The organism is Xanthobacter flavus, from assembly GCF_017875275.1.
GTDB classification, from domain to species: Bacteria; Pseudomonadota; Alphaproteobacteria; order Rhizobiales; family Xanthobacteraceae; genus Xanthobacter; species Xanthobacter flavus_A.
In genome coordinates, this window is sequence record NZ_JAGGML010000001.1 from 1,787,265 (window position 1) to 1,800,179 (window position 12,915).

The 12,915-nt window shown below is 67.5% G+C and carries 12 protein-coding genes; 9 read left to right on the forward strand and 3 right to left on the reverse strand.

From position 1 onward, the window contains the following. Positions 1-362: 362 nt before the first annotated feature. The 3 genes from J2126_RS08685 (at position 363) to J2126_RS08695 (ending at position 2,654) form a co-directional block, all read left to right on the forward strand. A complete protein-coding gene (locus tag J2126_RS08685) occupies positions 363-1,076 on the forward strand; it encodes an outer membrane protein (protein ID WP_209485738.1) in 714 nt (237 codons plus the stop codon). A 165-nt stretch (positions 1,077-1,241) separates the two neighbouring features. Continuing rightward, entirely contained in the window at positions 1,242-2,066 is an 825-nt protein-coding gene (locus J2126_RS08690) for a rhomboid family intramembrane serine protease (protein ID WP_348634266.1), read from the forward strand. Positions 2,067-2,222: 156 nt separating this feature from the next. After that, positions 2,223-2,654, forward strand: coding sequence for a CBS domain-containing protein (locus tag J2126_RS08695; RefSeq protein ID WP_209485740.1), 432 nt, complete (start codon positions 2,223-2,225; stop codon positions 2,652-2,654). A 307-nt stretch (positions 2,655-2,961) separates the two neighbouring features. Here the strand turns inward: J2126_RS08695 and J2126_RS08700 are convergent, their stop codons facing one another. After that, positions 2,962-3,600, reverse strand: coding sequence for a peroxiredoxin (locus J2126_RS08700; protein ID WP_209485742.1), 639 nt, complete (start codon positions 3,598-3,600; stop codon positions 2,962-2,964). A gap of 214 nt (positions 3,601-3,814) precedes the next feature. On the opposite strand from J2126_RS08700, the gene J2126_RS08705 reads away from it, so the two are divergent. Beyond that, positions 3,815-4,921, forward strand: a complete 1,107-nt coding sequence (locus J2126_RS08705) for a choloylglycine hydrolase family protein (protein WP_209485744.1) — start codon at positions 3,815-3,817, stop codon at positions 4,919-4,921. 51 nt (positions 4,922-4,972) lie between these two features. On the opposite strand, the gene pncB is transcribed toward J2126_RS08705, so the two are convergent. Continuing rightward, positions 4,973-6,265 (reverse strand): nicotinate phosphoribosyltransferase, encoded by a 1,293-nt coding sequence (gene pncB, locus J2126_RS08710; RefSeq protein ID WP_209485746.1) that lies wholly within the window; start codon positions 6,263-6,265, stop codon positions 4,973-4,975. Positions 6,266-6,372: 107 nt separating this feature from the next. On the opposite strand from pncB, the gene J2126_RS08715 reads away from it, so the two are divergent. Then, complete coding sequence (locus J2126_RS08715; RefSeq protein ID WP_209485748.1) at positions 6,373-6,831, forward strand: DUF1801 domain-containing protein; 459 nt, start codon at positions 6,373-6,375, stop codon at positions 6,829-6,831. A 30-nt stretch (positions 6,832-6,861) separates the two neighbouring features. Here J2126_RS08715 and J2126_RS08720 read toward each other — a convergent pair whose 3' ends face one another. Next, on the reverse strand, positions 6,862-7,149 hold the full coding sequence (locus J2126_RS08720; protein ID WP_209485750.1) for a YARHG domain-containing protein: 288 nt from the start codon (positions 7,147-7,149) through the stop codon (positions 6,862-6,864). A 219-nt stretch (positions 7,150-7,368) separates the two neighbouring features. Between J2126_RS08720 and gcl the strand changes: the two genes are divergently transcribed. From gcl to pyk, 4 genes are all read left to right on the forward strand, one after another. Then, positions 7,369-9,144, forward strand: a complete 1,776-nt coding sequence (gcl, locus tag J2126_RS08725; protein ID WP_209485752.1) for a glyoxylate carboligase — start codon at positions 7,369-7,371, stop codon at positions 9,142-9,144. A gap of 100 nt (positions 9,145-9,244) precedes the next feature. Then, on the forward strand, positions 9,245-10,024 hold the full coding sequence (gene hyi / locus J2126_RS08730) for a hydroxypyruvate isomerase (RefSeq protein WP_209485754.1): 780 nt from the start codon (positions 9,245-9,247) through the stop codon (positions 10,022-10,024). A gap of 112 nt (positions 10,025-10,136) precedes the next feature. Beyond that, positions 10,137-11,024, forward strand: a complete 888-nt coding sequence (gene glxR, locus J2126_RS08735) for a 2-hydroxy-3-oxopropionate reductase (RefSeq protein ID WP_209485756.1) — start codon at positions 10,137-10,139, stop codon at positions 11,022-11,024. Positions 11,025-11,373: 349 nt separating this feature from the next. Then, the gene (pyk, locus tag J2126_RS08740) at positions 11,374-12,903 is read left to right on the forward strand and encodes a pyruvate kinase (protein ID WP_209485758.1); all 1,530 of its coding nucleotides are present in this window, start codon (positions 11,374-11,376) and stop codon (positions 12,901-12,903) included. The last annotated feature ends 12 nt before the right edge of the window (positions 12,904-12,915 follow it).

Genomic DNA, 12,915 nt, shown 5'->3' on the forward strand with positions numbered 1-12,915 from the left:
GCACGAGTATGCGCTGCCACCTGAGCGGGGCGCGCTCTTCCGCAGCAGTCGTACTCCGGCCAGACCGGAGGGCCCCGGACCGCACCGCCCAGACAGCGTTACGACGCCGGAACACCCGCCCCCTCCTCCGTCATCGCCCGGCTCGTCCGGGCGATCCACGGTCGGGCCGGGACGGATGTGCCGAAAGCGTGCTGGCCGAGGGGTGGATCCCCCGGACGCGCCGGATGACGGAACGAAGGCGCGCCGCTGCCGCCCCCCGAATTCCCTTGCCGCGCCAGAGCTTAACCCTTCATCAGGGTTAATCCGGCCTTAAGCCTCCCCGTGGCACACCTCGCTCCAGAGCATTTCTCGGGCGGGTCGTCATGATGGGTGTGTTTGGTCGGGCCGGGCGTCTTCTTCTGGCCTCTCTCGCAATCGCCGCGCTGGCGGGCACGGCGCAGGCCGCCGACAAGGCGGATGCGGAGATGGAGGCCATGATGGCCTCCCTCGGCAAGCCGGGCGACTTCTCCCTCGCCGCCCCTGCGGTGAGCGAGGACGCGGCCTCCGGCTGGTATTTCCGCGCGGACGTGGGCTACGTCGCCGCGAGCAGCGCGAGCCTCTCCTTCGGCGGGCTCCCCACCGGGCTCGATGTGTCGGGGTCGGGCTGGTCGCTGGGCGGCGGCATCGGCTATCGCTTCCTCCCCTTCCTGCGGGCCGAGGTGAGCCTCGATTATCTCGCCCTCGGCTCCGCCAGCCTCGCGCCGTTCGGGCCAGGCGTCGGCGCCAGTGCCACGGTGGGGCTCGCCAGCGTCTACTGGGACATCATCACGCTCGCCGGCTTCACGCCCTATCTCAGCGCCGGCGCGGGCTTCGCCATCGACACGCTCAGCGCCCCGGCGGCGCTCCAGCCGGCCGGCAATGCCTGGGAATTCGCCTGGACGGCGGGCGCGGGCATCTCCTTCGCGGTGTCGAGCAGCTTCAGCCTCGATCTCGGCTACCGCTATCTCGACCTCGGCAGCCCCTCTTATGCGGGCGGGCTGTCCCTCGGCAATTCCACCGCCCAGCAGGTGCGCTTCGGCCTGCGCTACGCGCTGTAGGCGGCGCGCCAACCGCCGTCGTCCTCCGACTTGATCGGAGGACCCATGACGCCATTGGCCCCGGTCATCGGACACTGGCACCGGCGGCTGGATGGGCCCTCCGGTCAGGCCGGAGGGCGACGATGGAGCAGGGAACCGCCCTAGCGCCCCGGACGTCCCCGGCAAGTGAAGGCACCAGAGCTGCCCGCCATCCCCCCGCGCTTTTCCCTTGCCGGGCGGGGCGGCGGCACCTATGTGCAGAGCGTGCTGAACCGCCCCACCCATCCCGGCACGTCGCATCGGGAACCCGTCTTCAACGTGCCCGGCGCGGTGGCGGTGATGGCGCTTGGGCTGGTGGCGATCCACGCCATCCGCGTGCTGCTGCTCTCGCAGGACGCGGACATCGAAATCCTCACCTATTTCGCCTTCATCCCCGCGCGCTACACGCTGCCGGACAGCATGTTCTACCTGCCGGGCGGCCTCGGCCCGAAGGTGTGGACCGTGGTGAGCTACGCGCTGCTGCACGCCAACTGGATGCACCTCATCGTCAACCTCGTCTGGCTGCTGGCCTTCGGGACGCCTGTGGCGCGGCGGTTCGGCTCCACGCGCTTCTGGCTGTTCTGCGCGGTGACGGCGGCGGCGGGCGCGGGGGCGCATTATCTCGCCAATCGCGATGCCATCGCCCCGCTCATCGGCGCGTCGGCGGCCATCTCGGGCACCATGGCGGCGGCGGTGCGTTTCGCGTTCGGGCCGGGCGGCGCGCTCTCCGGCTACCGCACCATCTTCGCCGACCACCAGCCGGCCGGGACGCTGCGGGAAAATTTCAGCGACAAAAGGGTGCTGATCTTCGTCGGCGCATGGTTCGCCTTCAACCTCCTGTTCGCCGTCGGCGTCTCGCTCCCCGGAACGGAGGATGCGGAGGTGGCCTGGCAGGCCCATATCGGCGGCTTCGTTGCCGGCCTGCTGCTGTTCCCCCTGTTCGACCCGGTGGGGCGCCGGCGCATGGCCTGAGGGCATTTTATAGGCCCAAGGTCGTGGTGCATGGAGCGCGCTGCGCGCTTGCGTCGCACCGCAATGCGAGTGATCATCCCTGTCCGGATCGTTTCCAGAGAAGGCCCCGCCGGCGGAGCGGGCCCCTGGATTTCACCAGCTAGGGAGATTACGCCAATGTCCGTGACCGTCATCCTGAGCCGCAAGGGCAACGACATCGTCACCCTGTCGCCCGACGCCACGTTGGGCGATGCCGTGGCGAGCCTCGCGCGCAACCGCATCGGCGCCATCGTCGTCACCAATGCGGACATGGGGGTGGAGGGGATCATCTCCGAGCGCGACGTGGTGCGCCTCATCGGAGAACGCGGCGTGGACGTGCTCGCCGAGCCGATCACCGGGCTGATGACCAAGGCGGTCGTGACCTGCGCCCCGGACGACACCGTGCCCCAGATCATGGAACGCATGACCCGCGGCCGCTTCCGCCACGTGCCCGTGGTTCAGGGCGGCAAGCTCGTGGGCATCATCTCCATCGGCGACGTGGTGAAGTATCGCGTGGAGGAAATGGAGCGCGAGAGCGCCCAGCTGCGCGACTACATCATGTCGGCCTGAGGGGAGCGGATATCGGAACCCACGTCATCCCCCGCCTGGTGCGGGGGATCCACGGTTCCGCCTGTCCGGCTCTCGTGTCGGCAAGAGCCGACCCGGTCGTCGGTGGATCGCCCGCACAAGGCGGGCGATGACGGCGGGGTCAATGGATAGCGCCGTGCTCCGTAAGCAGCCGCGATCAGGTTTTGCCCGCTGCGCGGCACTTGCGCGCTGGACCCCGGATCAGCGCTCCGGCTGCGACGTCGCTTGTCCGGGGAAAGGCTTCGCCCTCCGGGTGGGCCGGAGGGCGACAATCAAAGCAAGAAACGCCTCACGCGCCGGGCTGGCGCACCACGCGCAGATAGGGCTTCACGGTGGTCCAGCCGTCCGGAAACTTCTCCTTGGCGGCGTCGTCAGAGAGCGAGGGGACGATGATCACGTCATCGCCCTGCTTCCAGTCCACCGGGGTGGCCACCGAGTGCTTGGCGGTGAGCTGGAGGCTGTCCACCACGCGCAGGATTTCCGCGAAGTTGCGGCCGGTGGAGGCGGGGTAGGTGAGCGACAGCTTCAGCTTCTTGTCCGGGCCGATGATGAACACCGAGCGCACGGTGAGCGTGTCGTTCGCATTGGGGTGGATGAGGTCGTAGAGGTCGGAGACCTTCTTGTCGGAATCCGCGATCAGCGGGAAGTTCAGGGTGGCGCCGGTGGCGTCCTTGATGTCGCCGACCCAGGCCGGGTGATTGTCGATGGCATCCACCGACAGGCCGAGCAGCTTCACGCCGCGCTTGTCGAACTCGGGCTTGAGGTGGGACGCCTGCCCCAGCTCCGTGGTGCAGACGGGCGTGAAGTTCTTGGGGTGTGAAAACAGGATGCCCCAGCTGTCGCCGAGCCACTCATGAAACGTGATGGGGCCTTCGGTGGTCACGGCCTCGAAATCCGGCACCACATCGCCCAGTCGCAGCGTCGCCATGGTCGTCTCCAATAAACATGTAAAAACTGTATATTGTTTTATTATACCAGAAGCTCGATGCATTTAAAGCGGATTCACGCCCCGTCGACCGCGCGCCCCGCGGCCGTATCGACGGCGCCATTCATCAGGCATCAGCCTTTGTGTGCTCAAGTCTCAGCCGGCCGGAGAGCCGATACGCTCCGCGATCCGCGGGACCTGGAGGGAGAAAATTCACATGAAACGCATCCTGGCGATGGCCCTCGCAGCCGTCCTTCCCCTCCAGAACGTCAGCCTCGCGGTGGCCTGCACGGCGGTGAACGTGGTCGCGGCGGACAAGACCGTGATCGCCGGGCGCACGATGGAATGGGCGTTCGACATGAAGTGGACGCTCAAGAGCATCCCCAAGGGCACAACCCTCACCTTGACCGCCCCGGCGGACCTCGGCCTGCCCGAGAAGAAGGTGGCGACGCTCTATTCGGCTGTCGGCATCAGCGCCGAGGTCATCCCCGGCGGCGCCATCATCGAGGGGCAGAACGCGGCCGGGCTCGGCATGAGCGGCAATTTCCTGCCCGGCTTCACCACCTACCAGACGGTGACCAAGGCCGACACGGCCTACGTCTCCATCCTCGGCTTCGGCGCCTGGGCGCTGGGCATGCACGGCACGGTGGCCGATGTCCGCGCCGCTTTGGAGAAGACCAAGGTGTGGGCCGATGCCTCGCTGCCGAGCGGGCCGACCCCGCCCACCATCCACATGGTCTTCACCGACCGCTCGGGCGCGAGCATCATCGTGGAATATGTGGGCGGCCAATTGCAGATCCACGACAATGTGGCGAGCGTCCTCACCAATTCGCCGCCCTACGACTGGCATCTCCTGAACCTGCGCAACTATCTCAATCTCTCCACCATGGGCGTCGGCGACCGCCGTTTCGGCACGGCCAATGTCACGGCCATCGGCCAGGGCGGCGGCGCCACCGGGCTGCCGGGGGATTTCACCCCGCCCTCGCGCTTCGTGCGGGCGGCCTTCATGCGCCATTCCATGGCCCAGCCGAAGGACGCCGCCGACGCCGTCACCTCCATCGGCCACATCCTGAACACGGTGGACATCCCGCTGGGCGTCGCCCAGAGCCGGGACGGCAACGCGGTGGTCTCGGACTACACCCAGTGGGTGGCCATCAAGGACCTCACCCACAACAAGCTGACGATCTCCGACTACGCCCACCGCACGACCTTCATCACCCTCGATCTCGACACCATCTTCGCGCAGGACAAGCCGAGCGCGCGGCTGGTCACCGACCTGCCCTTCCCGGCGGCGGTGGACGGGACGGCGGCGCTGAAGAACTGAGCCGGCGGGACGGGCGGGTCGCCCTTACACCATGGCGACCCGCGCCTCTTTCTAGACCAGGGCGCTACGCGCCTCTTGCTCGCCCACCTCGAACACCCTCTTGTAGCGCTCGACCTCGCCGGCCGGGCCCATGGCCTTGGTGGGGTTGTCGGAGAGCTTCACCGCCGGGTGGCCGTTGGCGGCGATGACCTTGCAGACGATGGAGATGGGATCGAGCGCCCCATTCGGCGCGAGGCCCCGGAAATCATTGGTCAAAAGCGTGCCCCAGCCGAAGCCGAGGCGGATGCGGCCGGCGAACGTGCGGTGGATGCGGGCCACCTCCTCCACATCGAGCGCATCGGAGAAGATGGCGAGCTTGTCGCGCGGGTCCTGCCCGCGCGAGGCCCACCACGCGATGGCCTCCTCGCCGCCGGCGATGGGGTCCTTGCTGTCGATGCGGATGCCGGTCCAGTGGGTCACCCAGTCGGGGGCCCGCTCCAGGAAGCCGGTGGTGCCGTAGGTGTCGGGCAGGATGACGCGCAGGTTGCCGTCATAGTCGTCCTGCCAGTCGGCGAGCACCTGATAGGGGGCCCAGCGCAGTTCGTCGTCGTTGCGGGCGAGGGCCGCGTAGACCATGGGCAGCTCGTGGGCGTTGGTGCCGGTGGCCTCCACCTCGCGGCGGAGCGCGATGAGGCAGTTGGAGGTGCCGAGGAAACCCTCGCCCAGCCCCTCGATCAGCGCCTGCACGCACCAGTCCTGCCACAGATAGCCGTGGCGGCGGCGGGTGCCGAAATCGGCGATGTTGATGCGGCCGAGGGATTTCAGGAACTGCACCTTCTCCCATACCCGCGCCATGGCCCGGGCATAGAGGATCTGCAATTCGAACTTGCCCATGCCCTTCAGCACGGCCCGCGAGCGCAATTCGTTGATGATGGAGAGGGCCGGGATCTCCCACATGGTGGTTTCCACCCACGGCCCCTCGAAGGTCAGCTCATACTGGCCGTCCACCTTCTCCAGATGATAGGCGGGGAAGCGGAAGCCCTCGAGCCAGGCCACATAGTCCGGCGAGAACATCTGCCGCTTGCCGTAGAACATGTTGCCGCGCAGCCAGGTGCTCTCGCCCCGCGTGAGGGAGAGCGAGCGCACATGGTCGAGCTGCTCGCGCAGGGCGCCCACGTCGATGATGTCGGCGAGCCGCACCGAGGTGGAGCGGTTGTGGATGCCGAAGGTGACGCGGGTGGCCCGGTGGCGGTTGAAGATCGTCTGCCCCATGAGCAGCTTGTAGAAGTCCGTGTCGAGCACGGACCGCACGATGGGGTCGATCTTCCAGGTGTGGTTGTAGACGCGCGTGGCGATGTCGGTCATGGGTGACCCCAGGGGCGGGACAGCACCTATACCATCGTCGCACAGGAATGGGAGGCTTCGCCCGCAGGCGAGACCCCGAATGGGCAGGCTGACCTCGGGAGGCGGATATGACGGAAGGGAAGCGTAGGCCGGGCGCGACGGGCGGGCGGGCCGAGGAACGTCCCGTGGTTCTCCTCGCGGGGGGCAATCCGCAGATCCCCAAGGGCGAGGGGGATGCCCCGATCGCGGCCTATATCGCCGCGATGCCGGGCTGGAAGCGCGACCTCGGCGCGCGGCTCGATGCGATCGTCGTCGGGACCGTGCCGGAGGTGCGCAAGGCGGTGAAGTGGAATTCGCCCTTCTACGGTGTGGAAGGGAAGGGGTGGTTCCTCTACTTTCACGTCTTCACGCGCTACGTGAAGGTGACATTCTTCAACGGCCTCGCGCTGGACCCCGTGCCGCCCGGCGGCACGCCCAGGAGCGGCGACGCGCGCTGGCTCGACATCCACGAGACCGACACGCTGGACGAAGCGCAACTGGTGTCCTGGGTGAAGCAGGCGTCCGCTCTGCCGGGCTGGACGCCCTAGAAGCCGCGCCCGTCAGCGGTCGGAATTCCCTCAGCGGCAGCCCTTGCGGGCCTCCCAGGCCTGCACCTCGTTCACGAAGCGCTGCTGGTCGGGGGTCAATTTGCCGAAGGGGGCGTAGCAGCGGGCGCCGAAGGTGGCGATGGCGTCCTTGGTCTTGAAGCAATAGCCCTGCTCGGCATAGACCGCATTGCGCTGGTACCACAGCGCCTTGCAGGACAGTTCGCTGAGCGCCTGCGCGCCCGCGCCCGTGACGAAAACCGTCGCCGCGCAGGCTCCGAGGGCGAGCGCCGCCAGCCCCCTCCCCTTGCCGTCTGCCATCCCTGCCTCCCCTTTGCTCCACACCCGGCCACCGCCTGACGCGGCCGGCGGGTGCGCCCCGCACCATTATTGCTCAGATGGCACGAATGTCATTCCGTTTCTTCCCATAGAAGCGAAAACGGTGCGGGCGTATCCAATACGAAAGTCCAAAGCCGAGACGATCCGATCCGGATCGCGGCCCGCCAGGACGAAGCAACAAGATTCAAAGGGAGGACTGCCATGGCCCGCATGCGCGCCGTCGACGCCGCCGTCCGTGTTCTCGAGAAGGAAGGCATCTCCTGCGCCTTCGGTGTTCCGGGCGCGGCCATCAATCCCCTCTATTCCGCCATGAAGGCGCGCGGCTCCATTCGCCATGTTCTGGCGCGCCATGTCGAGGGCGCCTCCCACATGGCCGAGGGCTACACCCGCGCGGTGGCCGGCAACATCGGCGTGTGCATCGGCACCTCCGGCCCCGCCGGCACGGACATGATCACCGGCCTCTATTCGGCCTCGGCGGATTCGATCCCGATCCTGTGCATCACCGGCCAGGCGCCGCGCGCCCGCCTCTACAAGGAAGACTTCCAGGCGGTGGACATCGAATCCATCGCCAAGCCCGTCACCAAGTGGGCGGTGACCGTGCGCGAGCCGGCCCTCGTCCCCATGGTGTTCCAGCAGGCCTTCCACGTCATGCGCTCCGGCCGCCCCGGCCCGGTGCTCATCGACCTGCCCATCGACGTGCAGATGGCGGAGATCGAGTTCGACGAGGAGACCTACGCGCCGCTGCCGGTCTACAAGCCGTCCGCCACGCGGGCGCAGATCGACAAGGCGATGGGGATGATCCTCGACGCCAACAAGCCGCTGATCGTCGCCGGCGGCGGCATCATCAATGCCGATGCCTCGGACCTGCTCGTCGAGTTCGCCGAGCTGACCGGCATCCCGGTCATCCCCACCCTCATGGGCTGGGGCACCATTCCCGACGACCATCCGCTGATGGCCGGCATGTGCGGCCTGCAGACCTCGCATCGCTACGGCAATGCCAACATGCTCGCCTCCGACTTCGTGGTCGGCATCGGCAACCGCTGGGCCAACCGCCACACCGGCTCGGTGGAGGTCTACACCCAGGGCCGCAAGTTCATCCACGTGGACATCGAGCCCACCCAGATCGGCCGCGTGTTCGGCCCCGACTTCGGCATCGTCTCCGACGCCAAGGCGGCCCTGGAGCTGTTCGTGGCCGCCGCGCTGGAGCTGAAGGCCGCCGGCAAGCTGCCGGACTGGACGGCCTGGGCCGACGAATGCCTCGGCCGCAAGCAGACCATGCTGCGCAAGAGCCATTTCGACGCCGTGCCGCTGAAGCCCCAGCGGGTCTATGAGGAGATGAACGAGGCGCTGGGCCGGGACGTCACCTACGTCTCCACCATCGGCCTCTCGCAGATCGCCGGCGCGCAGTTCCTGCACGTCTACCACCCGCGCCACTGGATCAATTGCGGCCAGGCCGGGCCGCTGGGCTGGACCCTGCCGGCGGCCCTCGGCGTGCGCGCCGCGCGGCCCGACGCCAAGATCGTCGCGCTCTCGGGCGACTACGACTTCCAGTTCCTCATCGAGGAGCTGGCGGTGGGCGCCCAGCACAAGCTGCCCTACCTGCACGTGGTGGTGAACAACTCCTACCTCGGCCTGATCCGTCAGGCGCAGCGCGGCTTCAACATGGACTTCGAGGTGAGCCTCTCCTTCGACAACATCAATTCGGAGGAGGTCGGCGCCTACGGCGTGGACCATGTGGCGGTGGCCGAAGGCCTCGGCTGCAAGGCCATCCGCGTGCGCACCCCGAACGAGTTCAAGGACGCCTTCGCCAACGCCCAGAAGCTCATGGACGAGCATCAGGTGCCGGTGGTGCTGGAATTCATCCTGGAGCGCGTGACCAACATCGCCATGGGCGTGGAGATCAACGCGGTGAACGAGTTCGAGGAAGTCCTCGACGTGCCCCTCTCCGAGGTGCGCACCCTGGAGCCGGCCGAATAGGCCGGGCCAAAAGACTCATATCGATTTAAAAAAGCCTGGATGCCCCGGCCCCGCCGGGGCATGACAGTGCGCCACAACGGCTCAGCCCGCGGAGAGACGCATGCCCAAGTTCGCCGCCAATCTCACCATGCTGTGGAACGAGATCGATTTCCTCGACCGCTTCGAGAAGGCCGCCAATGCCGGCTTCACGGGCGTCGAATATCTCTTCCCCTATCCCTTCGAGAAGGACGTGCTGGCCGAGAAGCTGGCGAAGCACAATCTCACCCAGGCGCTGCACAATCTGCCGGCCGGCGACTGGGCGGCGGGGGAGCGCGGCATCGCCTGCATTCCCGGCCGCGAAGGCGAGTTCCAGGACAGCGTGGGCAAGGGCATCGACTATGCGAAGGCCCTCGGCACCAAGGCCATCAACTGCCTCGCCGGCCTCACCCCCAAGGACGTGCCGGCGGAGAAGGTCCACGAGACCCTCATCAACAACCTGAAGTTCGCGGCGGCGGAGCTGAAGAAGGCGGGCATCCCGTTCGTCGTCGAGGCCATCAACACCCGCGACATCCCCGGCTTCCATTTGCACAACACCAAGCAGACGCTGGCCGTGCTGGATGAAGTCGGCGCGGACGACATCTTCTTCCAGTACGACATCTACCACATGCAGATCATGGAAGGGGATCTCACCCCGACCATCCGCACCAACATCGCCCGCATCAAGCACATCCAGCTGGCGGACAATCCGGGTCGCGGCGAGCCGGGCACGGGCGAGATCAACTATCCCTTCCTGTTCAAGGCCATCGACGACACCGGCTACGACGGCTGGATCGGCTGCGAATACAAGCCGAAGACCACCACCGACGAAGGCATCGGCTGGTTCGCCCCCTACAAGGGCTGAACTGATTTTACCCCTCTCCCCCTGCGGGAGAGGGTGGACCGCGGCATGGCCGCGGGACGGGTGAGGGGTTCGGCCCCGCGAGACACAAAAGCACTCTTCAGGAGAAACGCACATGAACGTGGGATTCATCGGCCTCGGCATCATGGGAGCCCCCATGGCCGGCCACCTCATCGACGCCGGGCACACGCTGTTCGTCTATGACGTGGTGAAGGTGCCGGAGGCGCTGACCGCCAAGGGCGCGACCGCCTGCGCCTCCTCCGCCGAGGTGGCGAAGCACGCCGACATCATCATCACCATGGTGCCGGACACCCCGCACGTGGAAGAGGCGCTGTTCGGCAAGGGCGGCGTCGCCGAAGGCCTGTCGGCCGGCAAGATCGTGGTGGACATGAGCTCCATCTCGCCGGTCGCCACCAAGGGCTTCGCGCAGAAGATCAACGCGCTTGGCTGCGACTATCTCGATGCCCCGGTCTCCGGCGGCGAGGTGGGCGCCAAGGCCGCCTCCCTCACCATCATGGTGGGCGGGCCGGACGGCGCGTTCGACACCGTGAAGCCCCTGTTCGAGAAGATGGGCAAGAACATCACCCTCGTCGGCGGCAATGGCGACGGCCAGACCACCAAGGTCGCCAACCAGATCATCGTCGCTTTGACCATCGAGGCGGTGGGCGAGGCCCTCCTGTTCGCCTCCAAGGCAGGCGCCAACCCGGCCAAGGTGCGCGAGGCGCTGATGGGCGGCTTCGCCTCGTCCAAGATCCTGGAGATCCACGGCGACCGCATGGTGAAGCGCACCTTCGATCCGGGCTTCCGCATCGAGCTGCACCAGAAGGACCTCAACCTCGCGCTCCAGAGCGCCAAGGCGCTGGGCGTGAGCCTGCCCAACACCGCCACCTGCCAGGAGCTGTTCAACGCCTGCGCCGCCCACGGCGGCTCCAAGTGGGACCACTCCGCCATGGTGAAGGCCCTCGAGCTGATGGCCAACCACACGGTGGCCCCGGACGCCTGAGCGCGCCTTACGGCACGCAGAGCCACGACAGCCTCGGCGACGCGCGGCACGTTCCCTGCCCTGCGCCGCCGGCACCCCGGACGGGTCCGCGCGGCCCCTCCGGAAGAGGCGCGCCGACAGCGTTCCCGGCGCGCCTCCGCCACTTCAGATCGCGCCCCCCAACCTCCGGCGCCGAAACGGGGGGCGATGCGCAGCCAGAATTGCCTGCACGGACCTGCCTGCACGGACCTGCCTGCAACGGTCAGCCTTGCTGCCGTTTATGCGACTTTATGCGTACATCAAAGGCGCGCATGATGCCGCCTAAAACGCATTGAACCGAGCGCGAACGCGCCGAGCCGGAGGACGACACATGCCCAGCAAGCGCCACCCCACCTTCAAGCGCCAGCGCGCCACCAAGATCGTGGCCACCGTCGGCCCCGCCTCCAACAGCGAGGAGAAGCTGAAGGCGCTGTTCCTCGCCGGCGTGGACGTGTTCCGGCTCAATTTCTCGCACGGTACCCAGGCCGATCACGGCGAGGTGCTGGCCCGCATCCGGCGGCTGGAGAAGGAGATGAACCGGCCCATCGGCGTCATCGCCGACATGCAGGGCCCGAAGCTCCGCATCGGCCGCTTCAAGGACGGCTCCATCGCGCTGAAGGCCGGCGACGTGCTGCATTTCGACGCCGACGTGGACCGCCCCGGCGACGAGACCCGCGTGCCGATCCCGCATCCCGACATCCTCGAAGCCCTCACCGTCGGCTCCACCGTGCTGTGCGACGACGGCAAGGTGCGCCTGAAGGTGGTGAAGAAGGGCGCCGGCTTCCTGGAGGCCCAGGTGGTGGCGGGCACGAAGCTCTCCAACAACAAGGGCTTCAACATCCCGGACGTGGTGCTGCCGCTCTCGCCCCTCACGGAGAAGGACCGCCACGACCTCGAATTCGCCTGCGAGGCGGGGGTGGAGTGGATCGCCCTCTCCTTCGTGCAGCGTCCGGAGGACATCCACGAGGCGCGCGGCCTCATCAAGGATCGCGCCGCCATCATGCTGAAGATGGAGAAGCCCGCCGCGGTGGAGCATCTCACCGAGCTGGTGGAATTGTCCGACGCCATCATGGTGGCGCGCGGCGATCTGGGCGTGGAAATGTCGCTGGCCGAGGTGCCGGCGCTGCAGAAGCGCATGATCGCGGAATCCCGCAAGTATGGCCGCCCGGTGATCGTGGCGACGCAGATGCTGGAATCCATGATCACCGCTCCGGTCCCCACCCGCGCCGAGGTGTCGGACGTGGCCACCGCCGTCTATGAGGGCGCGGACTGCGTGATGCTCTCCGCCGAGACCGCCGCCGGCCAGTTCCCGGTGGAGGCCGTGACCTTCATGGACGACATCATCCGCCACGTGGAGTGCGATCCCGGCTACCGTCAGGTGCTGGACGCCACCCAGGCGGAATGGGGCAAGACCATCGGCGATGCCGTGACCAAGGCCACCTACCAGGCGGCCATCGCGGTGGATGCCTCCGCCTTCGTCGCCTTCACCTTGTCGGGCACCACGGGCCTCCGCGCGGCGCGCGAGCGGCCTGCCATCCCGATCCTCGGCCTCACCCCGAAGGTGGAGACCGCGCGGCGCCTCGCCCTCTCCTATGGCGTGCACGCCGTGCACATGAAGGAGGACATCCACTCCTTCGGGGAGATGGTGGACACCGCCGTGCGCACCGCCGTGGAGCACACCCTCGGCAAGCCGGGCGACCGCCTCGCCATCACGGCCGGCGTGCCCTTCGCCAAGCCCGGCACCACCAACATCATGCGCATCACCACCATCGGCACCACCAACCCGCCGTCGCGGGATGATCTGGACACCGGTGCGGCGCAGGACGCGCCGAAGGCGTCCAAGGGCAAGGTCCACGCCTGATACGTGCATGGC

Bases quoted from the DNA above. Each gene is read 5' to 3' on its own strand.
- J2126_RS08685 (WP_209485738.1), top strand. From the start codon at position 363: ATGATGGGTGTGTTTGGTCGGGCCGGGCGTCTTCTTCTGGCCTCTCTC.
- J2126_RS08695 (WP_209485740.1), top strand. From the start codon at position 2,223: ATGTCCGTGACCGTCATCCTGAGCCGCAAGGGCAACGACATCGTCACC.
- J2126_RS08700 (WP_209485742.1), bottom strand. From the start codon at position 3,600: ATGGCGACGCTGCGACTGGGCGATGTGGTGCCGGATTTCGAGGCCGTG.
- J2126_RS08705 (WP_209485744.1), top strand. From the start codon at position 3,815: ATGAAACGCATCCTGGCGATGGCCCTCGCAGCCGTCCTTCCCCTCCAG.
- pncB (WP_209485746.1), bottom strand. From the start codon at position 6,265: ATGACCGACATCGCCACGCGCGTCTACAACCACACCTGGAAGATCGAC.
- J2126_RS08715 (WP_209485748.1), top strand. From the start codon at position 6,373: ATGACGGAAGGGAAGCGTAGGCCGGGCGCGACGGGCGGGCGGGCCGAG.
- J2126_RS08720 (WP_209485750.1), bottom strand. From the start codon at position 7,149: ATGGCAGACGGCAAGGGGAGGGGGCTGGCGGCGCTCGCCCTCGGAGCC.
- gcl (WP_209485752.1), top strand. From the start codon at position 7,369: ATGGCCCGCATGCGCGCCGTCGACGCCGCCGTCCGTGTTCTCGAGAAG.
- hyi (WP_209485754.1), top strand. From the start codon at position 9,245: ATGCCCAAGTTCGCCGCCAATCTCACCATGCTGTGGAACGAGATCGAT.
- glxR (WP_209485756.1), top strand. From the start codon at position 10,137: ATGAACGTGGGATTCATCGGCCTCGGCATCATGGGAGCCCCCATGGCC.
- pyk (WP_209485758.1), top strand. From the start codon at position 11,374: ATGCCCAGCAAGCGCCACCCCACCTTCAAGCGCCAGCGCGCCACCAAG.